The organism is Prosthecobacter fluviatilis (assembly GCF_055388355.1).
In genome coordinates, this window is sequence record NZ_AP043782.1 from 1524542 (window position 1) to 1550420 (window position 25879).

Sequence of the window (25879 nt, forward strand, 5' to 3'; positions counted from 1 at the left end):
TTAGCAGCTGAAGACCACCTGCAGTTCTCCCACGGTGTGGCGGTTGCAGAAGGCGTGGAAGGTTTCGCCCTCTGTCCGGTTTTTCAGGTAGCCATTGAGCATGGCCTCCAGCGTGGTGCCGAGAGACTCAAAGGCCACGCCGCTGAAGATCTGGCGGCCGATTTTGCGATTCTCGCCAAAACCACCTCCTACTGTGATGTGGTAGCCCTCTCCGCTCACGGATTTCACCTTGGTGCCGAGCAGGCCGATGTCTCCCATGAAGTGCTGGGCGCAGGAGTGGGCGCAGCCGGTGAAGTGGATGTTCACGGGCTTGTCGAGCTTCACGCGCTTGTCCAGGTACTCCATCATGGCGATGGCGTGGCCCTTGGTATCGCTGGCAGCAAACTTGCAGTACTTGTTTCCGGTGCAGGCCACGAAGCCGCTCTTGAGATTCGACTGCTCCGTGGGGAAGCCGAGCTTCTTGAGCGACTTGGCCACCGTGGCGGCGTAGGCAGCCTTGACGTTGGGGATGATGAAATTCTGCCACACCGTGAGGCGCACCTCGCCGGAGCCGTAGCTGTCTGCGAGATCGGCGATGCGATCGAGCTGCCGTGCGGTGAGCTGTCCCACCGGCACGCTGGCACCGACATAAACAAGCCCCTCCTGCTTCTGCGGGTAGGTGCCCACATGCGAGTGCCCCTGCTGCGAGAATTCACGTTTGGCCTGGCAGGCGGCGTCCGGCGCAAGGCGCGTGAGCTTGAACTTCAGGAACTTCTCAGCCTCCACGAGCACGCCATCGAGACCCTTGTCCTCCACCACGTATTTGAAGCGCGCCTTTTTGCGGTTGGTGCGGTCGCCGAACTGGATGAAGACGCGCAGCAGCGCGACCATCACATCATTGAGCTGCTCGGGCTTGACGATCACACCCCAGTCGCTGGCAAAGGTCTGATGACCGGTGACGCCGCCGAGGGCGATGCGGAAGTACACGCCGGGCTCGATGCCCTCGGAGTTTTCCGTGATGCGCACGGCGCTGGCGCCGATGTCGTTGGTGTCTTCCACAGCGGAGATGAGCCCACCGCCGTCGTAGGCGATGTTGAACTTGCGCGGCAGATCGTAGAACTCCTTGGAGGCGATGATGAGCGTGGCCAGCTCATGGACGAGCGGGCGCACGTCGATGAGCTCATGCGGATCATACCCCGCGCAGGGGTTCATGGTGATGTTACGGATGTTGTCCGCGCCAGCACCTTTGGAGTGGAGGCCGCAGCCCTGAATGCGGCGGAGCACCTCGGGGCAATTTTTCGGCTCAATGAGGCGGATTTGAAAATTGTTCCGCGTGGTGATCTGGATGTAGCCGGTGGTGAGATCGCGGGCGATGGCGGCCAGCTCGCGGAGCTGGTAGCTTTTCACGATGCCGCCGGGGATGCGCAGGCGGCACATGTAGCCGTCCTTTACGGGATTGAGCCAGAAGAGGCCGTTCCACTTGTAGCGGAAGACGGATTCGGGCTCGGGCTTGGCATTCCAGCGCGCGTCCATGACGAGCTGCTCGATGGCGTCAAAGGGGTGGAGTTCACGCTTGATGCGCTCCTCCTTGGTGAGGTCATCGAGAGCGGGGCCTGCAGGCGCGGCGGCCACAGGTGCGGCGGAAAGATCTCCGAAGGAGACCCCGCCGGCGGCGATGCCGGCAAAGAAGCCTTCGAGGTAGCGCTTCTGCTCGCCGGTAAAGTCGGCAGAGGGGGATGGCGCAAGGGCAAGTGGTTCAATAGACATCGCGGGCATAGCGTTTCTCCTTTTTCATCTGGTTCACGTAAGCGGAAGCTTCGTCGGCGGATTTGCCGCCTGCGGTTTGAATGATGGAGTGCAGGGCGTCGTCCACGTCCTTGGCCATGCGCTTGGCGTCTCCGCACACGTAGAAGTGCGCGCCCTCCTCCAGCCACTGCCAGAGCTCATTGGCGGCCTGGAGCATGCGGGTCTGCACGTAGATCTTCTCCTCCTGATCGCGGCTGAAGGCGGTGTCCAGCCGTGTGAGGTGGCCGCCCTGCACCCAACCGATAACCTGGTCGTGGTAGAGGAAGTCGGAGGCGCGCTTCTGGTCGCCAAAGAAGAGCCAGTTTTTGCCGGGGGCCTTGGTGGCTTCGCGCTCTTCCAGGAAGGCGCGGAAGGGGGCGATGCCGGTGCCGGGGCCGACCATGATGACGGGCTTTGTCAGATCGGTGGGCAGGCGGAAGTGATTGGCCGCATGGAAGTAGATGCCGGTGGTCTCTCCGAGCGGGAGGCGGTCGGCCAGGAAGGTGGAGGCCACGCCTTTGTGATGCACGCCATCCGTGCTGTAGCGCACGGCGCCTACGCAGAGGTGCACCTCGTCCGCATGCGCCTTGATGCTGGAGGCGATGGAGTAGAGACGTGGCTGGAGCTTGCGCAGGTCTGCCACAAAGGCGGCGGGGGCCATGCCGGTCTGTGCGGCTGGCTTTCCATAGAACTGACGGATCTCGTAATGCGCAATGAGCGCCGCACGCAGCGTGGCGGTGCCTCCATCTGGCAGCGGCACCTCGGCCAGGGGATCGAGCTGATGCGCGGCGAGGATGGTGTCCACCACGTCCGGGCAGTTTTGAACGAAGACGCCGAGGGCGTCTCCCACCTCGTAGCTGAGACCGCTGCCGGTGAGGGAGAAGGCGATGTGGCGAGTGTCCTTGCTGCTGCCGCGAGTGTTCAGCGGGGTGTTGTCGATCAGCTTTGCAGGGAAGGGATTTTTTTTGCTCCAGCCGGTTTCTTCTTCGACGGCGGCCTCAGCGGCGGGTGCGGCGGTGGAGCCGCTGAGTACGGTGAAGGCGCTGCTGCTCCACTGCTTGGCCTGGGTGTCAAACTCCACGTCGCAATCGACACGGTCTGTGATGCGGCGTGCACCCAGCTCGGCGAGGCGGGCGTCGAGCTTCTTGCCAGCGAGGCAGAAGGTATCGCCATAGTTTTTGTCACCGAGAGCGAGTACACTGTACTGCACGCCGTCAAATTTCGGGCTGCTGCCATTTTGATTGATGCTGTCCCAGAAGGAGACGGCGTTGTCCGGCATGTCCCCCTCCCCCCAGGTGCTGGTGATGAGGAGGACGTTCTTGTCCTTGATGAGATCGGCGGGTTGCAGCGAGTCGAGGCCCGCAGCGCGCGCTGCGAAGCCCCGACCCGATGCTTCCCTGGCCAGCCGCTTGGCCAAACTTTCCGCATTGCCGCTCTGGCTGCCGAAGGCGATCAAGAGCGGGATGGCAGCCGCCTGTGATGAAGGCAGAGCGGCGCCTGCGGCTGCGGGACCGCGGTTGAGTACACCGGCGAGGAAGCCATTGAGCCAGGCTCTCTGCTCGGCGGAGAAAGGTGCATTTTCTGGTATGATGGGGACTGTGGGCATAGCGGCGGCGGGGGTAGGGAAAGGCGGCGGTGGACGACGTCACTTCAGCGTGAGAAGCCTGAAGGCGAGGCAGAGCGCGGTGAGCAGCAGGATGAAGAATCCGATCTTGTAGAAGGCGAGCGGGTTGCGCTCGATGAGGGGCGTGTCGGCTTCATGAAAAGGCTGCACGCGGTCAGGGTGGCAGACATCATGCAGCAGCTCGGAGTAGTGCTGGTAGCGGCGCTGCGGCTGGATGGCGATGGCGCGATGGATGACGGCCTCCAACCAGGTGGGGATGTTGGGATTGATCCTGGAAAGGCGGCGCGCGGCGTGGAAGGCGGGCGTCTGAAAGCGCTCGATCTGGCCGTAAGGCAGCTTTCCGGTGAGCGCCTGGTACAGCGTGGCGCCGATGGCGAAGATCTCCGTGCGCTCGCTGATGGGCGCCTCATGAAAGCGCTCGGGCGCGAGATAGCTGGCGGTGCCTGCGCGGGAGGAGACGGAGAAGATGGCGGCGGCGCTGCCGAGGTCGACAAGCTTGAAGGTGAGGCGCGTGTAGTCACCGATGCAGAGGATATTCTCGGGCTTGATGTCGCCGTGGGCGAGTTCCAGGCGCAGCAGCACCTGCACAGCCTCGGCAAGGAATTTTCCCAGAGCGATGGCGGAGTCCACGGAGAGAGTGCGCTCCCGCAGCACCGCGGCGAGGCTGGGCGCATCCATGAACTCCATGAGGTAGCAGCGCGTGGTGAGAGCTGGCGGCTCATAGGCGCGCACAAAGTGGGAGGACTGTGCGCGAGTGGCATTCCACACCTCATGCGAAAAGGCCTCCAGGTGCGGGGCGCTGTCGATGGCCTCCACGGGTGCGAACTTCATGACGACACGGTGGCCGTCTTTCTCTGCGAGCCAGACACGGCTGGTGCCGTGGAAGGAGCGGATGAGCTCGTAGCCGTCGATGACATCTCCTTTGCTCAGCGTGGCGGGGATGGTGAGGGAGCGCGCATTCATCGCGCGCAGGCGGCCGGTCTGCTGGATGTCGAGCACGAGGGCGCTCATGTCATCGAGCGTCTCCTCGCTGGACTGCTGGCGTGCGGAGAGGACGATGCTGCGGGCGGAGCTGTGGCGGGAGAGCGCAGTGGAGAGATCCTCCTCGGAGACGTGATTGGAGACTCCGTCAGAGCAGAGCATGGCCACATCTCCATCCTGCAGGCTGAGGGAGAAGAATTCGGGCTCAACCTCCGCCTGCATGCCGAGAGCGCGCGTGAGCACGTTTGGACGCTCCAGCTCCACATGGGCGGTGGAGAGCGTGTGGAGGCCGCCATTGCGCCAAAGATAGACGCCGGAGTCTCCGAGATTGATGCCGTGGAGCGTGTCCCCCTCGATGACCACGGCGGCCAGCGTGGCCACCATCTCGGTGCGCTCATAGCGCACCTGGGACTCCTGGTAGAGGGAGTGATTGAGGATGCGGGCAAAGGTGGTGAGCGCCTGCCGAGGAGACCAGGAGCGCGGGCGGGCGCTGTAGTTTTCAATGAGCGAGCTGACAGCACGCTGCGCGGCCTCGCGTGCAGGAGCACCGCTGCCTGCACCGTCGCTGAGGACGGCAATGACGGTCTCATCCCACGCACGCACGGCGAAGGCGTCGGAGGAGGCGGAGCCCTCCTCACGAGCGATCCCGTGGCTGGTGGTGAGAATTTTCATGGCAGCGGCGTGAGATGAAGAAGAAGGATGATCAGATGCGGGCCTCGGAGAGAGCACCCCAGGTGGTGCGCCAGCGGATCTTCACCAGATTCAGTCCGATGAGGGCCAAGACGCACAGCGTGGCAAAGGCGAGCAGGCCGGCGAGGTAGCTGCCGGTGATCCCCTTGGAATATCCGAGAGAGCTGGCGAGCATGAAGCCGCCGAGACCACCACCGCAGCCGACGAGGCCGGTCATGACACCGATGTCCTTGGCAAAGCGCTGCGGCAGCAGCTGGAAGACGGAGCCATTGGCCATGCCGAAGGCGCAGGATGCCAGGAAGAAGCCGAGCGCGCAGAGCGGCAGCGTGCCTGCAAAGGCCGCGAGCACCAGCGCCAGCGCCGCAGCCAGGAAGAACACATGCAGCGCGCGGATGCCGCCGAGGCGGTCTGCCAGCGCACCACCGACCGGCCTGCCCAGCGCACCGACGAGCGTGCACATGGCGGCCCAGGTGCCGGCCTCGACCGGGGCGAGGTGAAACTCGGAGGTGAAATAGATGATAAGGGACGCCGCGAGGCCCGAGAAACCACCGAAGCTGATGGTGTAGAAGAAGCAGAACCAGTGTGCGTCTTTTTCCTTGAGCAGATGGGCGTAGTCCACGAGGCGTTTCTTTTTCACCTGCACCTGGGCTTCTTTGGAAAAGAGGATGTAGCAGGCCAGCACGAGCACCAGCGGGATCAGCGCGAGACCAAAGACTGCATTCCAGCCGTAGATGACGGCGAGGCGCGGAGCCAGGATAGCATCAATCACCACGCCCACATTTCCTGCACCAGCCAGGCCGAGCACCAGGCCCTGCATGTGCGGCGGGTACCAGCGGCCCGCCTGTGGCAGCGCCACGGCAAAGCTGGCACCAGCCACGCCGAGCACCACGCCGAGCATGAGCGTGTGGGAGAACTGATGCAGGCCCGTGAGCCAGGCGATGGTCATGCCCGCGATGACAATCAGCTGGGCGATGATGCCAGTGTTTTTGGCACCGATGCGATCCACCAGCATGCCGAGCAGGATGCGGATGAAGGCACCCGAGAGGTAGGGCACGGCCACCATGAGCCCCTTCTGCTGCGGGGTGAGGCCCAGCGTGGTGCCGATCTGCGCGCCGAGCGCGCCGAGGATGGTCCACACCATGAAGCTGACATCAAAGTAGAGGAAAGAGGTGAGCAGCGTGGGCCAGTGGCCGGAGGTCTTGAGAGCGGAAAGTTTCATGAGGGGGCGTTGTTTGGCGGTGTCTTTCTCATGAGCCGCAGGCGTGCCAAAATCGACACGACAGTTAAATAACAATTTGAATGTTTTTTATATAATCCATCGATTTTGTTCATGCATAAATCCAGCCATCCGCCGCTGAAACCCGTGCGGAGGATGGCTGGGAGGCGTGGTGGGATCAGAAATCAATCTGCATCTGCACGTAGCCAAACTGGGCGTTGCTGCCGGCACCGGTCTGCTTGAGATAGTCTCCTGCGACGAAGTAGCTGTAGCCGGTGAGGATGTTTACATGCGGATTGAGCTTGTAGCTGATGGTGAGGTCCAGCTCCTGGCCTCGGAAGCTGCTGGCATTCATGGCAGCGGAATTGACGGGGCGCACCTTGGTAGCGCCGTTGGCACGGTACCAGGAGTCGGCGTTGTTGGCATTCCAGTAGAGGTGGTAGTCCAGCATGACCTTCATCTTTGCGGTGGGCATGAAGCTGAAGTTCACCTGGGGGTTGTACATGTTCATCCAGCCGGTGGTGTCCATGTAGCCGTAGAAGAGGTGGTTGGTGGGAAAGAGATTCTGGAAGGTGCCCACCTGCTTGTCATTGGGGTCGCCATCTCCGCTGGCATAGTTGAACTGCAGGCCAAAGCGTGGCTTCCAGGCGGATTTCAGCCAGTTGTAGCCGACCGCCCAGTGGCCAGCATATGCGGTCAAGGAGCGTCCGCCCACCTTGCCGGTCTGGAAGTCCATCTCTGTTTCATAGTCAAAGCCCTTCAGCTTCTTGGGGTCCCCCTTCCAGAGGGTGCCAAGTGTGACAAAGCTGGTGGAGCCGATTGGGGCGCCAAAGGTGGCCTGGCCGTCATCCCGGTAGTGCAGGGCGTAGAAGTCCGTGGTCGTGTTGAAGGGCACAAACAGCGTGCTGAAGTAAACCCCGCTCAAGAAGGCGTTGCGGTGGTCCGCCTGGTCGATGAGGTCTGACTTGTTCCACTTATTATTGGCAAAGTTCACCGGACTGGCGGTGAAGGCGTCCACAGACCACTTGGTGGCGGTGTAGCGGACCTTGAAGGCGTCAAAGGTGCGCGCCTGATTCGCCCACTCCAGCGGTCCGATGAGGCGCTGATCTCCAAAAGAGAGGAACTGGCGGCCCAGCGTGGAGCTGAATCCCTTTTTCGCGTTTCCAATCTGGATGTAGGCCTTGAGGATGTCGAAGATGTCATCTCCTTCAGCACCGTTCACGCCGATGGTGTGCCCACGGTCTCCGCCGATTTCGCGGACATCCTGGCCCTGCACGTAGAGCTTGATCCAGGGATTGATGTCATAGCCAATGCCGAGGCGGAAGCGCTGGAGCAGCCAGGCAGCGTCCTGCACGCTGTTGACGGCGCTGTTGAAGTCGAAGTTGTTGTCACGGATTTCGTAGCGCATTTTCTCCTGCACATCGAAGGTGAAGTTCCCCATCTTCATGGGGGCATACGTCGGAGGTGGAGGCGCAAGGGTGAAGCCGGGCACAGGGGCCGGCGCAGTGGTCTTGGAGGCAGGAGCCTGGGCGAGCGCGATGGAGGCGGTGGCCAGCAGAAGTGGGGCGATCCGTTTCATGGGAGTCAGGTGGTGAGCGTGCGTACGTTTATGTTCTATTATATTACTTTATGGTATTTCTTCATGCTTTCTGCATGGCAGGGCATGGGGGCGGTGTTTTTCGGCTAGGCGGCGGCAGGGAAAGGGGTGCCGTGGGTGGCGAGCTCCGCAGCCATGTCCGGAGAGGGGACAAACTGCGGGTCACGGCTGGGGCGGATGTGGGAGCGGTCGTTGAGGTAGGTGATGAGGTGCTCCCGCAGCTCATAGTAGCGGGGATCCTCCATGATCTCCCGCCGGTTGCGCGGGCGCTCAAAGGGGATCTGCAGGATGTCCCCCACCTCGGCCTCGGGGCCGTCTGTCATCATGATGACGCGGTCGGAGAGGAAGATGGCCTCGTCCACGTCATGGGTGACCATGAGGGTGGTGATGCGGTTGCGCCGCCAGAGGTCGAGCAGCACCTCCTGCAACTCGTAGCGGGTGAGTGAGTCGAGCATGCCAAAGGGCTCGTCCAGCAGCAGCATCTTGGGCTGCAGGGCAAAGGCACGGGCGATGCCGACACGCTGGCGCATGCCCTGCGAGAGCTCCCCGGGGTATTTGTGCATGGCCTCCCCAAGGCCGACGATGGTGAGATAGTACTCGGCCATCTGTCGGCGCTCGGATTTGCTGGCGGTGAAGTACACCTGGTTCACCCCGAGCATGACATTCTCAAAGGCCGTCATCCAGGGCAGCAAGCAGGGAGACTGGAAGACAATCCCTCGGTCCGGGCCGGGGCCGGCAGCCTCGCGTCCGGCCAGGATCATGTTTCCCTGGCTGAGCTCACTCAGCCCGGCCACCATCATGAGCACGGTGCTTTTGCCGCAGCCGCTGTGGCCGATGAGCGTGGCAAACTCCCCCTCCTTGAGCTTGAGGTTGAAGTTTTTGACGATCGTCAGCGGCCCCTTGGGGCTGTCGTAGGTCTTCCACAGACGATCCAGTTCGAGCATGGGTGGAGCTGCGGTCTTCATGCGGCCACCTCCACTTCTTCGCGCTGGTGGTCTCCGCGGCGTCTGGGCCCGGAGCGGTTGAGGAACTGCAGGCTGTTCACAGTGGTGAGATCCTCCGGCAGGATGTCTGGGAGGGAGACATGCACCGATGATTTGACCTTGCTGCGGCCTTTGGCGTCCAGCAGCGTATTGATGAGCTGGGCGCGGAGTTTTTTGAATCTCGGATCATGGTTAAGCGTGCGGCGGTCCCGCGGCCGCTCGATGTCCACGAGGATGGGCTCTCCGAGCGTGGCGGGTGAGGTGGGCAGCAGCGGGATGACGCGATCGGCAAGAAGCAGCGCCTCATCGGGATCATTGGTGATCCACAGCACGGTGGTGAGGTTCTCGCGCCAGATCTCGCTGATCTCGTCCTGAATCTGCGCTCGGGTCAGGGCGTCGAGCGCGCTGAGCGGCTCATCCAGCAGGAGCACCTTCGGGTTCATGGCGATTGTGCGCGCCACAGAAACGCGCTGACGCATGCCGCCAGACAGCTCCTTGGGCAGCTTGTGGGAGGCGTGTCCGAGCTTCACCATGGTGATGAACTTTTGCACATGCACTTTGCGCTGCTGCGGAGTCCAGTCCTTGAAGACTTCATCCACGGCGAGGGCGATGTTTTCCTCCACCGTGAGCCAGGGCAGGAGCGAGTAGTTTTGGAAGACAAGACCGCGATCCGGACCGGGTTCCGTGATGCGACGCCCCTCGATGAGAGCCTCGCCAGTGTCCGGTGTCACAAGTCCGGAGATGAGGTTGATCAAAGTGGATTTGCCAGAACCGGAGTAACCGACAATGACAACGAACTCTCCTTCCTCGGCAGCGAGATTGATTTCCTTAAGCACCTCCGAGCGCGCACCCGGCTGGCCAAAGCCTTTGGAAGCACCTTTGATTTCGATAAGCGGCATATCTGGATCTGGGTTTGGGGTTAGGCAGTCTTGAAGCGGGACTCCACCACGCTCATCAGCCGGTCCAGCACGTAGCCGACGACGCCGATGGTGAGGATGCAGAGGATGATGTGGGCGTAGCTGTTGGCATTGTACTGCTGCCAGAGGAATCCACCGACGCCGGGGCGGCCGGTGAGCATTTCCACGGCGACGATGACGAGCCAGGCGATGCCGAGGCTGAGGCGGAAGCCGGTGAACATGTAGGGCAGCGTGGCGGGCACGAGCACCTTCCACAGCGTGCGGGATTTGGAGAGCTTCAGCACCTTGGCCACATTCAGGTAGTCCTGAGGCACGGCACGCACGCCCACGGCGGTGTTCATGACGGTGGGCCACATGGCGCAGATGGCGATGGTGAAAAGCGCGGCGGCGTCCGAGGCGCCAAAGGTGGTGCGGCCGTCGGCATTCACGAATTTGACTCCGCTGAAGAGGATCATGCCCAGCGGCAGCCAGGCCAGCGGGGACACTGGCCGCAGCACCTGAATGAGCGGATCAAACGCCTGGGTGAACTTCTTCGAGAGTCCGAGGAAGAACCCAATCGGCGTGCCGACGACGAGGGCGATGAAATAGCCCTCCGCCACCAGCACGAGCGACATCCAGGTGAACCGCAGAATGCCCTGATCCAGCTCCCCACGCTTGGCGAAAGGCTCGGTGATGTAGAGCCTGCTGGCCGTCCAGGTCTCCCCGGGCGTGGGCAGGTCTGCCGAGAGACCTTCGCGTTTGGTGACTTTGATCTTGTCACCAAATTCATCCACTTTTTCAGTCGTGATGGATTTTCCGGCAATCATATACCATAAAAGCCCACAAACTAATATTGCCACCACCGGCAAAAGGATGGACTCGAGCTTGAAGCGTTGGATCAGGTGCATTGTGCGGCTGTGCGGTTGAGGGTTTCAGGCTTTGGGTGTTTTGACCGCAAAGGAGGCAGCGTAGGCTTCGAGGTCGGCCTTCGGGTCAAAGGTGACGCCATCGAAGAGGGTTTCAGCCTTGTCATCGACGCCGCCATGGGCGTAGCCGATCTCCTTCATGGCCTCTTCGTAGATGTCCGAGCGCATGACCTGCTTGGCCACGCCTTCGTAGTCGGGAGCGCCGGCGGTGAAGCCCCAGCGACGAAGCTGCGTGAGCCACCACTTGGCATACTTGGCCTGGGGGTAGTTGCAGTTGCGGTCGCTGAAGATCATGTAGTTCGGGTCCTTGTACTTGCGGCCGTCTCCCATGTTATACTTGCCCTGCAGGCGGCCAAGGATGGCCTCGGGCGGGCAGTTGATGTAGGTGGCGGCGCTGACGATTTTTGCCTGCTCCTCGCGGTTTTCCATCTTGTCGAGCCAGACGCTGGCCTCATGCAGCGCCTTGAGCACGGCCTTGACGGTCTTGGGATTTTTGGCGGCAAACTCCTCGGTGAAAGCGCAGACTTTTTCAGGATGATCTTTCCAGATACCCTGGGTGGCGATGGAAGTGTAGCCGATCTCGTCGGCGATGGTCTTGGCATTCCAGGGCTCGCCCACGCAGAAGCCGTCCATCTTGCCGACTTTCATATTGGCCACCATCTGGGGAGGCGGCACGGTGATCAGGGAGATGTCCGCGCCGGCACCGGCGGCGTCTCCGGGATTGATGCCGCCGGCGGCGAGATAATAGCGCAGCCACATGGCGTGCGTTCCAGGCGGGAAGGTCATCGCAAAAGTAAGGGGATTTCCCTTGGCCTTGGCTTCATCGACGAAAGGCTTCAGCGCCTTGGGGTCATCGGCCACCTTGCCCTTGAAGGTGTTGGAAAGCGTGATGGCCTGGCCGTTGCGGTTGACGATCCACGGCACGATCATGGGCTTCTTGGGCGCGCCGCCCAGGCCCATCGTGCTGGCGATGGGCATGCCGAGGAGCATGTGCGTGGCCTGGATGTCGCCATTGGTGAGCGAGTCGCGGATGGCGGCCCAACTGGCACCTTTGCTGACGGTGGAGTTGATGCCATATTTTTTGAAGAGCCCCTTTTCATGCGCCACCACGATGCTGGAGCAGTCGGTGAGGGCGATCATGCCAAACTTCAGGTCGGCGGTTTCAGGGGCGTCGGAGGCGTAGGCGGAGCCCACCCAGCCCTGAGGCAGGCCGGAGAAGAGAGCACCGAGACCTGCGGTGGTGCCGGAGCGGAGGAGGGAACGACGGGTGAGCGGAGAGGATGGATTCATGCTTGGAGTTGCTGGATGCGTTTGATGTTTTTGTTGCTGGCGGCGGCTTTGGCTTGAGGGAAAGAGAGATCCGCATTCCAGGCCTCGCGCAGTGCGGTGCCCCCTGCGGTGTACTGGGCGCTGGTGATGAGGCCATGGGCGATGAACTGGTCGAGAAGCCAGCGACCCCGGCTGCTCACCGGCGTGTTGGCATCCCGGCGGTGGAAGATGTGAAAATCGGTCACCTCCACGGACTTCTCGGTGCCGAGGTCCAGCGGGCCGACGAGGGAGCGCTTGAGGATTTTTTCGCTGACGGAGAAGTAGCCGCTGCCGGCCAGGATGCGGACCACCTCGGCACGGTTCTCGCGCTGGTCGCAGAATTCGCAGGCCTCCTGGAGGGCGCTGATGACAGCCTGCACCTCCGCAGTGTGTGTGGAGACAAACTGCTCGGTGGAGAGCAGCACCTTCTCCGGATGCTCCGGCGCGAGTTGAGCGCTGGTTGCCGCGATCCAGCCGATGCCCTGCTCCACAGCATAGGAGCTCCAGGGCTCGCCGACACAGTAGCCGTCGATGAGGCCCTCGGCGAGGCTGGAGGTCATCTGCGTGGGAGGGAGGGCGACGATGCGCACGTCCTTCTCCACATCAATGCCGCCGGACTGCAGCCACTGGCGCAGCAGGAAGCAGTGGGAGGCATAGCGCGACACCATGGCAAAGGTGAAGCGGCGGCTGAAGGAGCTGCGGATGAGTTTTTTCAGGCTGGCGGCATCCCGCACGCCGCGGTTCCAGAGATCGCGGCTGAGGGTGATGGCATTGCCATGAAGATTGAAGACAAAGGGAGCCACCACGCGGCAGGGCGGCGAACTGAGGCCGAGGCGCATGGCGAGCGCCAGACCGGCGATGGCATGCGCAGCATCGAGCTGGCCGTAGAGCAGCTTTTCACGGACGGTGGCCCAGCCGACCTCGCAGCTCAGCTCCACCCGGGCGCCGTGCTTGCCGAAGAGATCCAGGTGCCTCGCCACCAGAAGAGGTGCACAATCCACCAGCGGGATGAACCCGATGCGGACCGGCTTGTAGGAGGCGGAGACGGCAGGCTTTTCGATCTTGGCGAGCTTTGGCATGCCCCACACAACAGCAGCAGAGGGACCAGTCCGCGATATTTCCTGCATAAACTACGCGCAAAGTTTTTCAATCGATGTATGAATTCCATTCATGGACCAAGCCATCGACACCCGACAGCTCCGCGCCTTTGTTCGCCTGGCACGCAGCGGCAGCTTCACCCAGACAGGCCGCGAGCTGCACCTGACGCAGAGCGCCGTGAGCCATGCCATCAAGTCCCTGGAGACAGATCTGGGCAGCATGCTCTTCCACCGCCAGGGCAAACGCGTGCACCTCACACACGCAGGACGCGAGCTGCTGCCGCATGCGGAGGCGATTCTGCAGTCCATGAGTCATGCGCGTTCAGTTCTTGGCACGCTGGACCAGACACCGCGCGGGAAACTGAAGATTGGCTGCACCACCGCCGCGGCGCAGTTCATCCTGCCCACCGTCCTGCGCGAATTCAAAGAATCCTTTCCGCTCTATGAAATCAAAGTCATCTGCGGAGAAACACCCGACACCATTGAACGCCTGGTGGGCAATGAGATTGACCTGGCGGTGAGCCTCCGCCCTCTCGATGTCTCGCGCATGAACTGCCACCCCATCTTTGATGATGAACTGGAGTTCCTGGTTTCGCCGCTGCACCGCTGGGTGCAGACGCGGCCCAAACTGAAGGATGCCGCGAACGAAACCTTCATCGTCGCAAGCCGCAACAGCCTGAACTTCTCCATGATTCAGGAATACTTCCTCAAAAACGGCGTGCGTCTCCACTCCTTCATCGAGCTGGGCAGCTCCGAGGCCACGGTGGAACTGGCCAAGCTCGGCATCGGCGTGGCGATTGCAGCACGCTGGATCGCCCGCAGCGCGATCGAAGCAGGACAGCTCATCGCGCTGCCACTCCCCAAGGCGAAGATCAAGCGCCGCTGGATTGTCTCAACTCTCAAGAACCGCCCCTTGAACCTGCCCGAGCGCACCTTCATCGGACTTTGCGAGGAGGTGGGACGGCGGATGAGCAATGACCGCCTGTGAAAGCGCCGAAGTCTGTTCGAGCAGCCTTCTGCGGAGCTCCGCCGCCTTGGCCGCCAGTTCACGCTGTTCACGCTCATACCGCACGCGGCCTTCTGCCGTTTCGATTCTCACCGGCTCATACCCGAGCGACTTCAGGTCATAGGGGCTGGCCCGCATATCGAGGTCCCGCCCCTGAAGCGCCAGCTCAAAACAAGCCCCGATCAAATCAGAGCCGGTCCACGGCCAGAGCTTTGACGACCATTTGTACAAATCCATGTTGGCGTGCAGGCAGGCTGGTTGCTCGAAATCCGGGCGCGACTCCAGCGTCGGCTGCAGCACATTCAAAGGCCGCGCTTCAGGCGTGAAAAAACGAAAGGCATCGTAGTGGGAGCAGCACACAGGCAGTGACTCCACGAAAGCCGCCAGCTCATGCGGCGGCAGACGCAGCTCATATCCCTGATGCCTCACCTGCTGCGCCGACTGGCGGTAAACCATGGCCCATTCATGCAGCCCGTAGCACGCAAACCTCCCTGCCCTGCCAAGCATGCGCGCGCAAAGCATGGCCACCCACGCGGCAAATTCGCGCTCCCGCTGAGTGAAACGCCGGGTGTCCAGGCTCAGTCGGTTCTTCACACACAAAAAACGCTCCCCCTGCAGCCAGGGGCACTCGGCGAGATCCTCCGCTGTGACTTCAATGGCCACCCCATAGGGCGGCACCCACTGTTTGAGCTTCGCTGGCGCAAAGCTGTAATAAGTGAACAGAAAGTCATGCACCGGATGTTTCGCATCACGGCTGCGGCGCTCCACAAAAGCGTCCGCATGCGCCATGACTCGTCCGGCATGCTCATGCATGCGCGCCCGCCACTCATCCCGTTCCCACACGATCATGGCACCAGCAGCGTCGCGAGCCCGAGAAAGGTGCCCATGCTGATCACATCCGTCGCCGTGGTGAGAAAGATGCTCGAAGCCGTGGCCGGATCAGCGCCGAACTTCCTCAGCAGCAGTGGGATCAAGGCGCCGCTCAGGCCGCTGACCACGCAGCTAAAGGTCATCGCCACCCACACCACAAAGGCCAGCATGAAAGCATTGGGATTGTTGTTCATGTGTGCATAGATCCCCATGCCGATGGCGGCGGAAATGCCGACAAGCATGCCGTTGTACAAACCCAGCAGGCCCTCCTTGATCACGAGCTTTCGCTCATCCCCCGCTTTCAGGTCTCCCAGGGTCATACCACGCAGGGTCACCGCCAGAGCCTGGCATCCGGTGTTGCCGGACTGCCCTGCAAGCACCGGCAAAAACGCCGCCAGCAGCACCAGCCGGCCCAGCGTCCCCTCAAAAACTCCGACCACCGTCGCGGCGATGAAACAGGTCACGAGATTGATCTGCAGCCAGGGATGCCGAAAGCGCAGGCTGCGCAGCAGCGGTGTGGTCAGGCGCTCTTCTTTTTCCACCCCCACCATCGAGCCGACCTGGGCGCTGATCTCGATCGCGCGCGCCTCAAATAAAGTCTGCCCGCGCACCAGCCCCAGCAGAATGCCGTCTTTGCTGCACACCGGATACACGGGGTAATGCTTGTTCACGACAAGCTTCATCGCGTCCGTGAGCTCCATGTCCGGGGCCAGGGTGAAGGGTTGCTTGATCATCACGTCCGCCAGCCGCGCGTCGGGCTCGGCCAGCATGAGGTCCCGCATCACCAGCAGCCCCAGCAGCCGGCCTTGCTCGTCGGTGATGTACCCGTAGGTGATAAAGGCTTTCTTGGCGAGCTTGCGCACTTCCTCAATGGTGTCGCGCGCGGTGGCCTCCGGGCGGAACACCGCCACCGGCTCCTCCATGAGCCGGCCCACGCTGTCCTCCGGGTGCTCGAGGTTGCGGGCCCATTGCCGTGTCTTGTTCAGCGGGACAAAAGTCAGGGCGGCAGTCCGCGACTCATCCTCCATCTCGTTCAGCACGTGCTGCGCCACCATGGGATTGAGCTGCTGCAGCACCCGGGCGGCATCCTCTCCGGAAGCTTGCTCCAGCAGGTCGGCGGCATCATGCGCCCCGCTTTGGGATACGGCGTCGAGCAGAGAGTCTGAGGTCGATTTCATACTGCGGCGGGAGGTTAGCCGCACTGGAGTCGCTTGTCATCGCCAACGCGAAAAAAACCTCGCGCAGGACGTTCAGTCGGGCACATTCCCCACCATGTCCCTGTATGACCGTGATTACATGCGTGAAGGACCGCCACGTTCCGTCGCTGGAGTGATGCGGGGATTCACCGCATTTCATGCAATCCTGGGGATCAATGTAGCGGTGTTCGTCATGCAGTTCCTGTTCGAAACCGGCGGAGTCCGGCACCCGCGGACGGGAGACTACATACCGCTGGGCGGTGTCAGTGTGGATGAACTGACACGCGGCAATGTCTGGACACTGCTCACCTACATGTTCGTGCATGGCAATTTGATGCACTTTGCCCTGAACATGATGATGCTGTGGTTCGCGGGGCGCGGGGTGCAGCACCTGTTTGGCAGCCGCCATTTCACCCTGATCTACCTTTTGTCCGGCATCGCGGGGGCCCTCACAGAGATGGCGGTGAACGGCTTTGTGCTGGGTGACGTGAGCACACCTCTGGTGGGAGCCTCGGCTTCGGTTTTTGGACTGCTCATGGCCCTTGCGGTGGTTTTGCCGGATGAAAAGATCACCGCCTTCATCTACTTCATCATACCTGTTCACCTGAGGCTCTGGACCCTGGCCAAGGGGCTCTTCATCATCCAGCTGGTCTTTGGCCTGACGGGTGTGCTGTTTCACATCCTGCCCGAGGGCATGAAAATCGCCTACTTTGCCCATCTCGGCGGTGCTTCGCTGGGGTGGTTTTATGCACGCAGCCTCGGCTATGGAGGCAGGCCCCTGACCTACGCCAGCCAATGGCAGCCTCCCCGCTACCAGCAGCAGCGCAGGCCGGCTATGGCACGCACCCGAGTGCGCCCATTGACCGAGCGCGAAATTGACACATCCCCACTCGCTGCACCGGGATCATTGGACTCCGCAGACGCCTGGATGGAGCAGGTGGTCAATCCCCTGCTGGACAAGATGAACCTCCACGGCAAAGACAGCCTCACCGCAGAGGAGTTGCTTACCCTGGAACGAGCCAGCCGTGAAGTGGAACGACGCCAGCGGCAGTCAAAAGGAGGCTGAAAAGCGTCGTTTCATGCTTTCCACACGTTCCACACGCTTGGCAGCCTTGCTTTTGCTGACCCTGCTGGCCGGATGGATGGTGCGCTCGTGTCGGAAAGGGACAACAACCCAGGTCCCGCCTCCCGCACTCTCCCCCCACCTGCAGCCATCACCGCAAGGCAGCTTCCCAGACGAGTAAGCCCCCCCTCACCATTCATTCAAAGCCAGTCATCTCTTACCATGTCCATCGCCACCCGCAAAGGAGACCAAGGCCAGACCGATCTGCTCTTTGGCTGCCGCCTCGCAAAATCCCATCCCCGTGTCCACGCCCTCGGTGCCGTGGATGAATTAAATGCCGCACTGGGCCCCTTGCGCATCGCAGCAGCCCGCGAGGAGACGCGGCAAATTGTCCCGCAAGTTCAGCGTTGGCTGATCGAGCTCATGGGGGAACTGGCCACCCCACCGGGAAATGAAGACCGCTATGCCGCCAGCCACCCGGAACGCATCTCTACCTCCAATGTCGTCTGGCTGGATGACTGGGTGGCCAAGTTGGAGGCGGGCGGTGCCCTGAAGTTCAAAGGCTGGGCCCTGCCTGGAGAAGCCGGAGTCATGAGTGGTGCGTATGCCGACCTTGCCCGTGTCGCCTGCCGCCGAGCTGAGCGCAGCGTCATTGATCTGCAAGGCACCCCCGATCACATTCCAAATGAGGAACTCATACGATTCCTCAACCGCCTGTCAGATGTACTCTGGCTGCTTGCGAGATGGGAAGAACAAGTGACCGATAACGCCCCTGTGCAAATGTAACCAGCCAGTCGTTTCAATAAAATTATAGCGCTTAAAGCGTTTCCTTCACCGAAACACCGACAACGATGAAATAGTTGTTCCCAGAGATTTTGGATCGATTCAATTTCCAACCCGAAAATGTAACGTCCAAATCGTATCCGCAAAAACCCGCCCAAGCAGCAGTTTCAAGTCAGTTATCACTAGTTAACAACGAAACGAAAACGTCATTTCATCTTCGGTTCACCAAACATGTCCTAGGCGATGCCTTGCTCCCGAGAGGGGGAGGTGATTCGCTCCATGCACGTGTTTCAGCAAGGCTCATAAACGCATCCGCCATCATTGAAGATGATCCAGACACGCTGTTCGCTGCCGCGATCTGCCTGATCAGGCACTGTGTTTTCAGCCCCGATTTTCCATGTCTTCCCCCAAAAGAAAAACGGAGTGATGCGAGGCACCACTCCGTCTTGAAACTTGCATCTATCAATCAATGCTCAGGGCTTGGCCTGCGGAGCTGCAGGCTTGGCCGTTTCTTGTGCGGCCGCCGGCTTTTCTGCAGGAGCCGGGCTGGCCGCAGGGGCCGGAGCTGGCTTGATCTCCGGTTTTGGAACAGCAGGCGGAGGCACTGCAGGCGTATTCACGTTGATGGAAGCTGCGGGAGCTGCCTCGGGCGTGGCTGGAGCAGGAGCACTGCCCGGCGCAGCTGGCAGAGTGTTCAGGCCTGGAATCATTTTCTTGATGTCAGGCAGTCCTGAAGAACTTGCGCCGCTTCCTGTGGCTGGAGCCTGCTGTTTCGCCGGTGGAGCTGCCGCAAGGATTTCAGAGCGCTTTTTCAGGAGGCTGCTCACTGTGTATTCCGTGACCTCATAGACCCAGCCTTCGAACTTCTTCTCATCAGCGAGCTTCTCCTCAAGCCTCTTCTTTTCCGCAGCAAAAGCTTCATCATTTTTCTTTTTGTCCTCCGGCTTCTCATCCTTCACGGCGGCGCGCTCTTTCGGGAACTCTCCGCTGACAGTGACGGTGACGTAGTATTTGTCGCCGTCCCCCTGCCCTGCTTTCTTGGCAGTCAGGATGGTGTAGGTGAATCCATCGAAGGTGACGAGCCTTGCCTTCACCGCGTCTTTCATGATGTCCGCAGCCTTGTCTTTGCTCAGCACGTCATTGAAAGTCGGGCTGGAGAACAAACTGCCGAGGGACACCTTGGCCGTGTCGATGCTTTCGCCGGGACCGGCTCCATCCAGAGTGAACTCTCCAGGCTCATTGGCACGTGAGGCTTTCCATGAATCAGCCGGCTTTGCAGCGGTGACTTCCACCGACTTGAGCTTCTGCACATCAAAGAAGCCCTTGGCCAGCCAGGTGTCCGGCTTCGCCACCAGATCTGGCAGCTGATCATTGATCTCCCAAATCGTGTCTTCTCCCTGAATGCGGACAAAGCGGTTGCCTGCAGGGCCGCCAAACATCCGCATCTGCTCATTGTTGGAGCCGCCGGAGCTGCTCACCTGCCCGCCGAGCACCAAAGAGTGCATCAGGGCGCCCTTCTCGTCGAACAATTCCACGAGGGTGCCTGCTCCAGTGGTGTTGGCATTTCCGGGAGAGTTCACCCCCACCTTGCTCCAGGAGTCCTTGCCGATGCGGCGGCCGCCTTTGATCTTTTCATACTTCAGGCTCAGCAGCGCGGTCTGCAGCTTCTCTTTCTCCACGGGGTATGCCGCTCTTTCCTGGACGACCCAGGTATCGTTCTGGACCACAAGGGTGGTTTCACCTTTGCCCTCCTTGATCACGATTTTTTTGATGCCGTTGATGTCAAACTCCGGAAACAACAGCTCCCGTGCCTTCACGCTCACGAGCGAGCGGTTTAGCAGTGAAGTACGCTTTTTGGATTGAACCAGGGCGGTGCCGATGATGGCGGCGAGTACAACCAAAAGGATGATGATCTTCTTCATGGCTTTGAGGAAAAGACAGTGTGTTGACTGGTTTTAAACTGCGAAATCAGGCCGCCGCCGTGCGGGTGCGACGCTGCATGGCAAAAATGAGCCCGACCATTCCCACCAGCACGGGAACAACCAGCACGTTAAGGGTCTTGATCAAGGTCTTGCGGAATTCCACCTCCTTGTTGACCTCTTTGCGGATGTTCCGCACTTCCTTGTCGATGGTCTTGGTGTTTTTTTCCATCTCCTTGATGTTGTTCATCGTCCCCTGGTCCACGATCAGAGCCCCCTTCTTCAGGTCGAGCTGCGGACGCGCCTTGCTCAGCTTTTCCGCCAGCTCCTGGCGTTCCTTCTCGAGATTGACCAGCTGCGGACGGTATTTTTCCTCCACCGTCTCGCGCATTTCCTTCAGCTTGATGAACGGACGCACCGGAGACTTGCGGTTGCGGACCTGGATGAGGTCACCGCCGCCGGCGAACACTTCCACGGCATTCAGCACCATGGGCAGGTTGCCACCGTTGGTCACGAGGCCCACTCCGAGTTCCCCCTGCTTCAGGCAGAAGGCATCATAGAGCATGTCGGCGTCGGAAAAGAGGATGACGTTGCGCTCGCTGTCCTTGGACTCTTTGAGCGAGTTGTCGGCTTTCTTTTCAGGCGCTTTCGCCTCGGAGGCTCCAGGTGCGCTGGCATCCTGCTGAGGGCCTCCGGTTTCTTTGGAGGGTGCGGCAGCCGCAGGCTTGCCATCCGGGAAGGCGGTCTTGAATTTGCCGGCAATACGCACGCCCAGCACCTGCTTTTTGCCGCTGGCGTTGAAGTTGACCATGGGCTCCCGGCGCAGTTTGTCAGCCGCAGCCGTGTCGATGAGCTCCGAAGCCTCGGAACTGTTCACGAGCGTGATCACATTGAGCCCAGGCTTATTTTCGACGGTCAAGGCACCGGAGTTGATGAGGGTGAAGGACTGCAGACCGGAGGTCACACGGTCGTCTTGGTTGATGGCCTGGCCGGGGAGCTGCAACGCCGTCGGCATGAGGCGGCCTTGGAGATTGCCACGGTAGTTCATGTCCACCAGCACCATGTCTTTTTTGTAGCCGATGCCCCAGGCCTTGAACAAACTCGGCAGATCGGAGGAGGTGTTGATCATGTTGCCCGGCTGGCCGGTCATCGGATTGGGTTGGCTGCTCATCGCCTGGGCGAGCAGGCTCTGCGGATCCACAAAGGCGATCACATTGCCGCCGCCTAGAAGATACTGGTCGATGGCATACTCGGCCGTCTTGCCGATGTCGGCAGGATGCACCACGAGAAGGACAGTGATGTCGCTGTCGATCTTGTCGGCTGTCATCGAAATCTCGCGCACCTCGTAGTCAGAACGAAGCTGCTGGATGAGCGCCCAGGCTTCCGGGCCACGCTGCTGCTGGAACGGCATGGAGGGCACGCCGCCGATGGGCATCGCGCTCATGTAGCCGATGACCGTCTTGGTCGGCTTGATGACCTTCGCGATGGCGCGGGAAACGTCGTATTCCAGCGCCGTGGCATCTTCCGGATTCAGAAACGGCAAGATCTCCTTGCGGTCAAGGCACTGGACCGTCAGCCCCAGATAGATCTGGTCGCCTTCCTGATTGACCTGCATGCCGCGGATTTCATCGTCCTTGGCCTTGTCCTCGTCATCCGTGTCCGGGTTCGGATGGATGACTTCCAGGGACACGCTGCCGTTGCTCTGCTTCTCATATTCCAGCAGAAGATCCTCAATGGCCCGCGCATGCGGTTTGAGGACGTTTGGCATGACGCGGTCGTCATTCGTGGCATAATATTTGATCGACACCGGTTCATCGGTGTTGATCCGGCTGAGAATGTTCTTCGTCCCCTGGGAGAGGGTGAAGAGACCGTCCTCGGTCAGGTCGAGACGGACGTTGCCAAAATTCACCCAGCCCACGAGAAAGTTCAGGGCGAAAATGATGGCGATGATCAACACGGTGATGATGCCGGCAGAGGCATTCTTGTTTGAAGCGCTCATGATGATGATAGGAAAGGTTGGATAATGAAGGCTCAGGGAACAATCAGGCGCGCTTGGAACGGAGTCCCAGGTCGGTCACCAGCAGCGCCACAACGATGACGGAAACAAAGTAGAGCACGTCACGCAGGACGAAGATGCCCTTGGTCATTTCAAAAAAGTGATCCATGAAACTGAAGTAGCTGATGAACCGCACCACGCTCTCCATCCCGTTTGGCACGGCGTTCACCACCGTCTGGGTCAGGCCCGGATCTCCGATCAGGGCGATCAGCAGGCAAAACGCGACGCTGATGATGAAGCACACCACCTGGCTGCGCGTAAAGGCGCTGATGGCGGAGGTCACCGCCAGGCATGCCATCGCGTAGAGGTAGCTGGCCACGTAGCCGCTGATGATCGGGCCGCTGTCAGGATTGCCCAGATAAGCCACCGTCGCGACGATCGGGAAGGTCAGCGCCAGGCCGATCAACCAGATCACCGCAGCCGCCAGAAACTTGCCCCAGATGGCCTGCCAGGGGGAGACCGGCATGGTCATGAGCAGCTCGATGGTGCCCAGCCGGTGCTCCTCAGACCACAGGCGCATGCCCACGGCCGGCGCCAGCACCGTGTAGATCCACGGGTGCCAGACAAAGAAACGGGTGGCCAGCGAAACGTCGTCACTGTCCAGGAGGCGTGAGAAAAAGAACGTGAAGCCATTCGTCGCCAGCAGGAAGATAACGACAATGACGTAAAACACGGGAGAGTTGAAGTAGGCCATAAACTCCCGCTTGAAGACGGCCAGAGTGTTTTGGATGTCTCGATTGCTCATGCGTTGGTTGGATTGGGGGGTGAAAAGGAGAAAGGATCTCAGGCCGCCTTTTTGCCGGCGGTCTCTGATTTGGTGATGCTGCGGAAGACCTCGTCGAGGGTGTTGGCACCAGGGACGAGTTTCTTGAGGCTGTCTGGGGTGCCGTCGGCCACCACCTTGCCACGGTCGATGATGATGGCGCGGGAGCATGCAGCCTCCACCTCTTCCAGAATGTGGGTGGAGAAGATGATGGCCTTGTTCTGGCCCATGCGCTTGATCATGCCGCGCACCTCGTGCTTCTGATTGGGGTCAAGACCGTCCGTCGGCTCGTCCAGAATCAGCACATCAGGGTCGTGAATGATGCTCTGCGCAAAGCAGGTGCGGTGGCGGTAGCCCTTGGACAGGGTGTCCACGCTCTGATTGCGCACCTTGTCCAGAAAGCACAGGTCCAGCACGCGGTCGATGGCCCTTGTGCGCTCCGCGCCATGCAAGCCGCGCAGCTCGGCGCAGAAGCCCAGGAAACTGGCCACCGTCATGTCGGAATAAAGCGGCGCATTTTCAGGCAGGTAGCCCAGGCGCTGCTTGGCCAGCTCCGGTTCTTCAAGCATGTTGATCCCGCAAAGGTTCACGCTTCCGCTGGTGGGGCGGAAATAGCCGGTGACCATGCGCATGGTCGTGGATTTGCCGGCACCATTCGGCCCGAGAAAGCCCAGGACTTCGCCTTTCTCCACTGAGAAGGAGACATCATCGACAGCCACTTTGGTGCCAAACACCTTGATGAGGTTCTTAACTTGGATCATAACGTCGTTGGATCGGTTGGTTGGGGGGAAATGAACGCCACAGGGAGACGGTTCTGGTTGTTCGCCCCCTCCGGACGTTCAATCGCGGAGCGCTTTTTTAGGGGGTACGCAGGTCTTTTCAACTGAATTCTCTCAGGCGGAAGGAGCGCCACAAACGCCGCTACAGACAATCAGATCACGGAATAAATTTCAACGTGACGGCGCTTCCGGCACACCTACACTACGTATTTCGGCCGCGAACCACCATGCTTTGGAACCAAAACATTGATCCAACCAAGGACCTCACACAAAAGCCCTTCGTTTTGTGGCGGCCTTTCATTGCCCTCTGGGAATGGCTGGTGCCCCCGACAGTGGCTCACCGTGACCGTCAGTCACCGCTGGCGCGGTGGGTGGCCGCCCTGGTGATCGTCATCATCTGCCTTTCCCTCCTTGCCCTTGGCATCGCGTATGCGCGCCCCTTGAAAAACTCCATCAAAAACATGCGCGCGGGCAGCATGGTGAAAGAGGCGCGACAGATGATGGAGAACGGCCAGGGGGTCAATGCGGTGATGAAAGCCCAGGAAGCTTACACCAAAGCTCCGGAAAGTGAGGAGGCCATCAGGCTGAATTTTGAATACTTCACCCTGCTGAAGCGCGACACGGCGCTGTTTTTCTATGACAAACTGAAGAACCTCGACGTCCTAACCCCGGCAGACGAGCTGCTCCATGTGCGCTGCCTCATGAACCTCGGGAAGACCAAGGACGCCTCCCAGGCTCTCGAACAGCTGATGCGGGTGGAGCAGCCCAGCGAGGCCCTGATCAAGCTGGCCGAAGAAGTTTGGGGAGATCGCGAGCAAAACAAGCCCCTGCTCAAGGTACTGCGCAACTACACCCAGGAACATCCGGATGACAAGGAGGCGCTGCTGCGCTTTGCCAAGGTGCAGATGTCCTCTGGAAATCCGATGGAAGTCGGGCTGGGCATGGACTCCCTCTGGAAGCTTGCCTCAGGTGATGATGACATCGGCCTTCAGACTCTGGAATACATGGACAGCCTGACGTCCTTGACCCCAGCAGACACCACCCGCTTGATTGAGCGCCTCAAACAACACCCCAAGGCAGATGACAGGCACTATGTGAGCGCGCTGAAGCGTGAAGTTCAGCAAAATCCCGGTCGCAAAAAGGAAATCGTGATGGAAGCCACGGCGAGGTATCAGGATAAAAAGCGTGACCAACTGCTCCCCTTCATACGCTGGCTGGTGGAAGAGGGAGAATTCCGTCAGCTCCTTTCCGTGCTGCCGGAGGAGGAAGCCAAAGCCCATCAGGGCTTGTTGGAAAATTACCTCAATGCTCTGACCGTGCTGCAGCGCTACGATGACCTCGAACGTCTGGTCAATGACCCCAAGGTCGCTGGTGTGCTCGATCCCACCACCATGGCCATGTTCCGCGCACACCTGGCCTACATCCTGAAAAAGCCCACCGAAGAGCTGCGCACCAAGCTGATCGCGGCCAAAGATGCAGCACAGTTCAACGGACGCTACGCAGCGCTGCTGCAAATCGCCAGGTATGGCGAGGAGCGTGGCCATTTTGACATCGCTGAGGATGCATACCGCCTCGCCATCAAGGCGGCCCAGCGTGCCTCCGCCTCTCCCCGCATCGAGCGCGACGCCTTCACCGGTCTGATCAAAGCCTGCCTGGCCAATCGCAGCACAGAGTCCCTGATACAAGCGGCACAGGAAGCGGTGACCCGCTGGCCGGATGACACGCATTTTGTCGAATCCTATCTATATGTCAGCCTGCTGGCGGGCAAAAACATCGAACTCGCCCTGCGGAATGCCGTTAATTTGCTGAAAATTCAGCCCTCAGACAATCAGCGCAAGCTCACGGTCGCACTTGCCCGCTGGAGGCTGCACGACATCCAACAGGCGGTGCAAAATCTTCAGTACATCGATCTAAACCCCCTCACTGAGGGACAGCGCGCCGTTTTTGCAGCCATTGCCAACAGCGGAGGATTTCACAATGAGGCACTCGGCGTGATCAAGGCCATCAATCCCAAGGCCTCCATGCTCCCCGAAGAGCAACGCTGTTTTGAGAGCGTCCTGGCGAAAAAGTAGGCCTATCTCCAGCCTTTGCTCATTCAGCATCATGCAGAGCGCATGGGCATGCCCTGCTTTAATCAGGCGCAAGCTAATGAATGCATTCTCTCATCAGCTGGCATGCGCATGGCCTCCAAGAAAAAAGGCCGCCTGCATGAATGCAAGGCGGCCTGTATAACCCAACTGGCGGAGCGGACGGGGCTCGAACCCGCGACCTCCAACGTGACAGGCTGGCGTTCTAACCAACTGAACTACCGCTCCTTTGCCGTTTGGGGTCGCGATAGTAAACGCTCAGTGCCGCCTGGCAA

General features: G+C 60.5%; 20 protein-coding genes and 1 tRNA gene. 4 read left to right on the forward strand and 17 right to left on the reverse strand.

Features of this window, described 5'->3' with window-relative positions; translation table 11 throughout:
- The 10 genes from ACZ5WW_RS05865 to ACZ5WW_RS05910 all read right to left on the reverse strand — a co-directional run bounded on the left by ACZ5WW_RS05865 (position 1) and on the right by ACZ5WW_RS05910 (position 13064).
- Positions 1-1746 (reverse strand): NirA family protein, encoded by a 1746-nt coding sequence (locus tag ACZ5WW_RS05865; RefSeq protein WP_377166799.1) that lies wholly within the window; start codon positions 1744-1746, stop codon positions 1-3.
- Complete coding sequence (locus tag ACZ5WW_RS05870) at positions 1736-3370, reverse strand: diflavin oxidoreductase (RefSeq protein ID WP_377166797.1); 1635 nt, start codon at positions 3368-3370, stop codon at positions 1736-1738. Before ACZ5WW_RS05870 ends, ACZ5WW_RS05865 begins: the two co-directional genes overlap by 11 nt.
- Before the next feature lie 39 nt (positions 3371-3409).
- Positions 3410-5041 (reverse strand): bifunctional protein-serine/threonine kinase/phosphatase, encoded by a 1632-nt coding sequence (locus tag ACZ5WW_RS05875; protein WP_377166795.1) that lies wholly within the window; start codon positions 5039-5041, stop codon positions 3410-3412.
- A gap of 31 nt (positions 5042-5072) precedes the next feature.
- On the reverse strand, positions 5073-6278 hold the full coding sequence (locus ACZ5WW_RS05880) for an MFS transporter (RefSeq protein WP_377166793.1): 1206 nt from the start codon (positions 6276-6278) through the stop codon (positions 5073-5075).
- A gap of 175 nt (positions 6279-6453) precedes the next feature.
- The gene (locus ACZ5WW_RS05885; RefSeq protein ID WP_377166791.1) at positions 6454-7854 is read right to left on the reverse strand and encodes an alginate export family protein; all 1401 of its coding nucleotides are present in this window, start codon (positions 7852-7854) and stop codon (positions 6454-6456) included.
- 104 nt (positions 7855-7958) lie between these two features.
- Entirely contained in the window at positions 7959-8837 is an 879-nt protein-coding gene (locus ACZ5WW_RS05890) for an ABC transporter ATP-binding protein (protein ID WP_377166789.1), read from the reverse strand.
- Positions 8834-9754 carry an ABC transporter ATP-binding protein gene (locus ACZ5WW_RS05895; RefSeq protein WP_377166787.1) on the reverse strand — a complete coding sequence of 307 codons (921 nt, stop codon included), beginning with the start codon at positions 9752-9754 and terminating at the stop codon, positions 8834-8836. The genes ACZ5WW_RS05890 and ACZ5WW_RS05895 overlap by 4 nt, the downstream gene beginning before the upstream one ends.
- 20 nt (positions 9755-9774) lie before the next feature.
- Positions 9775-10578 (reverse strand): nitrate ABC transporter permease, encoded by an 804-nt coding sequence (gene ntrB, locus ACZ5WW_RS05900; protein ID WP_377166785.1) that lies wholly within the window; start codon positions 10576-10578, stop codon positions 9775-9777.
- 105 nt (positions 10579-10683) lie between these two features.
- Positions 10684-11967, reverse strand: coding sequence for a CmpA/NrtA family ABC transporter substrate-binding protein (locus ACZ5WW_RS05905; protein ID WP_377166783.1), 1284 nt, complete (start codon positions 11965-11967; stop codon positions 10684-10686).
- Complete coding sequence (locus ACZ5WW_RS05910) at positions 11964-13064, reverse strand: CmpA/NrtA family ABC transporter substrate-binding protein (RefSeq protein WP_377166781.1); 1101 nt, start codon at positions 13062-13064, stop codon at positions 11964-11966. The genes ACZ5WW_RS05905 and ACZ5WW_RS05910 overlap by 4 nt, the downstream gene beginning before the upstream one ends.
- A gap of 91 nt (positions 13065-13155) precedes the next feature.
- On the opposite strand from ACZ5WW_RS05910, the gene ACZ5WW_RS05915 reads away from it, so the two are divergent.
- Positions 13156-14070 carry a LysR family transcriptional regulator gene (locus tag ACZ5WW_RS05915; RefSeq protein WP_377166779.1) on the forward strand — a complete coding sequence of 305 codons (915 nt, stop codon included), beginning with the start codon at positions 13156-13158 and terminating at the stop codon, positions 14068-14070.
- Here ACZ5WW_RS05915 and ACZ5WW_RS05920 read toward each other — a convergent pair.
- On the reverse strand, positions 13975-14937 hold the full coding sequence (locus tag ACZ5WW_RS05920) for a hypothetical protein (RefSeq protein WP_377166777.1): 963 nt from the start codon (positions 14935-14937) through the stop codon (positions 13975-13977). The genes ACZ5WW_RS05915 and ACZ5WW_RS05920 overlap by 96 nt on opposite strands.
- Positions 14934-16136, reverse strand: coding sequence for a magnesium transporter (locus tag ACZ5WW_RS05925; RefSeq protein ID WP_377166775.1), 1203 nt, complete (start codon positions 16134-16136; stop codon positions 14934-14936). The genes ACZ5WW_RS05920 and ACZ5WW_RS05925 overlap by 4 nt, the downstream gene beginning before the upstream one ends.
- A gap of 94 nt (positions 16137-16230) precedes the next feature.
- Here ACZ5WW_RS05925 and ACZ5WW_RS05930 point away from each other — a divergent pair, with 94 nt between their 5' ends.
- Positions 16231-17220 (forward strand): rhomboid family intramembrane serine protease, encoded by a 990-nt coding sequence (locus ACZ5WW_RS05930; protein ID WP_377166773.1) that lies wholly within the window; start codon positions 16231-16233, stop codon positions 17218-17220.
- Between the two features lie 219 nt (positions 17221-17439).
- Positions 17440-18003 carry a cob(I)yrinic acid a,c-diamide adenosyltransferase gene (locus ACZ5WW_RS05935; RefSeq protein WP_377166771.1) on the forward strand — a complete coding sequence of 188 codons (564 nt, stop codon included), beginning with the start codon at positions 17440-17442 and terminating at the stop codon, positions 18001-18003.
- A 470-nt stretch (positions 18004-18473) separates the two neighbouring features.
- On the opposite strand, the gene ACZ5WW_RS05940 is transcribed toward ACZ5WW_RS05935, so the two are convergent.
- The 4 genes from ACZ5WW_RS05940 to ACZ5WW_RS05955 are packed head-to-tail and all read right to left on the reverse strand — an operon-like array spanning position 18474 to position 23499.
- Positions 18474-19922 (reverse strand): DUF4340 domain-containing protein, encoded by a 1449-nt coding sequence (locus ACZ5WW_RS05940; RefSeq protein ID WP_377166769.1) that lies wholly within the window; start codon positions 19920-19922, stop codon positions 18474-18476.
- A gap of 46 nt (positions 19923-19968) precedes the next feature.
- Complete coding sequence (locus tag ACZ5WW_RS05945) at positions 19969-21918, reverse strand: Gldg family protein (RefSeq protein ID WP_377166767.1); 1950 nt, start codon at positions 21916-21918, stop codon at positions 19969-19971.
- Positions 21919-21961: 43 nt separating this feature from the next.
- Positions 21962-22720 carry an ABC transporter permease gene (locus tag ACZ5WW_RS05950; RefSeq protein ID WP_377166765.1) on the reverse strand — a complete coding sequence of 253 codons (759 nt, stop codon included), beginning with the start codon at positions 22718-22720 and terminating at the stop codon, positions 21962-21964.
- Positions 22721-22758: 38 nt separating this feature from the next.
- Positions 22759-23499: an ABC transporter ATP-binding protein gene (locus ACZ5WW_RS05955; RefSeq protein WP_377166763.1), complete on the reverse strand. Its 741-nt coding sequence runs from the start codon at positions 23497-23499 to the stop codon at positions 22759-22761.
- 245 nt (positions 23500-23744) lie between these two features.
- Between ACZ5WW_RS05955 and ACZ5WW_RS05960 the strand changes: the two genes are divergently transcribed.
- The gene (locus tag ACZ5WW_RS05960) at positions 23745-25589 is read left to right on the forward strand and encodes a hypothetical protein (protein WP_377166761.1); all 1845 of its coding nucleotides are present in this window, start codon (positions 23745-23747) and stop codon (positions 25587-25589) included.
- A 166-nt stretch (positions 25590-25755) separates the two neighbouring features.
- Here the strand turns inward: ACZ5WW_RS05960 and ACZ5WW_RS05965 are convergent.
- A tRNA-Asp gene (locus ACZ5WW_RS05965) sits at positions 25756-25832 on the reverse strand.
- Positions 25833-25879 lie beyond the last annotated feature (47 nt).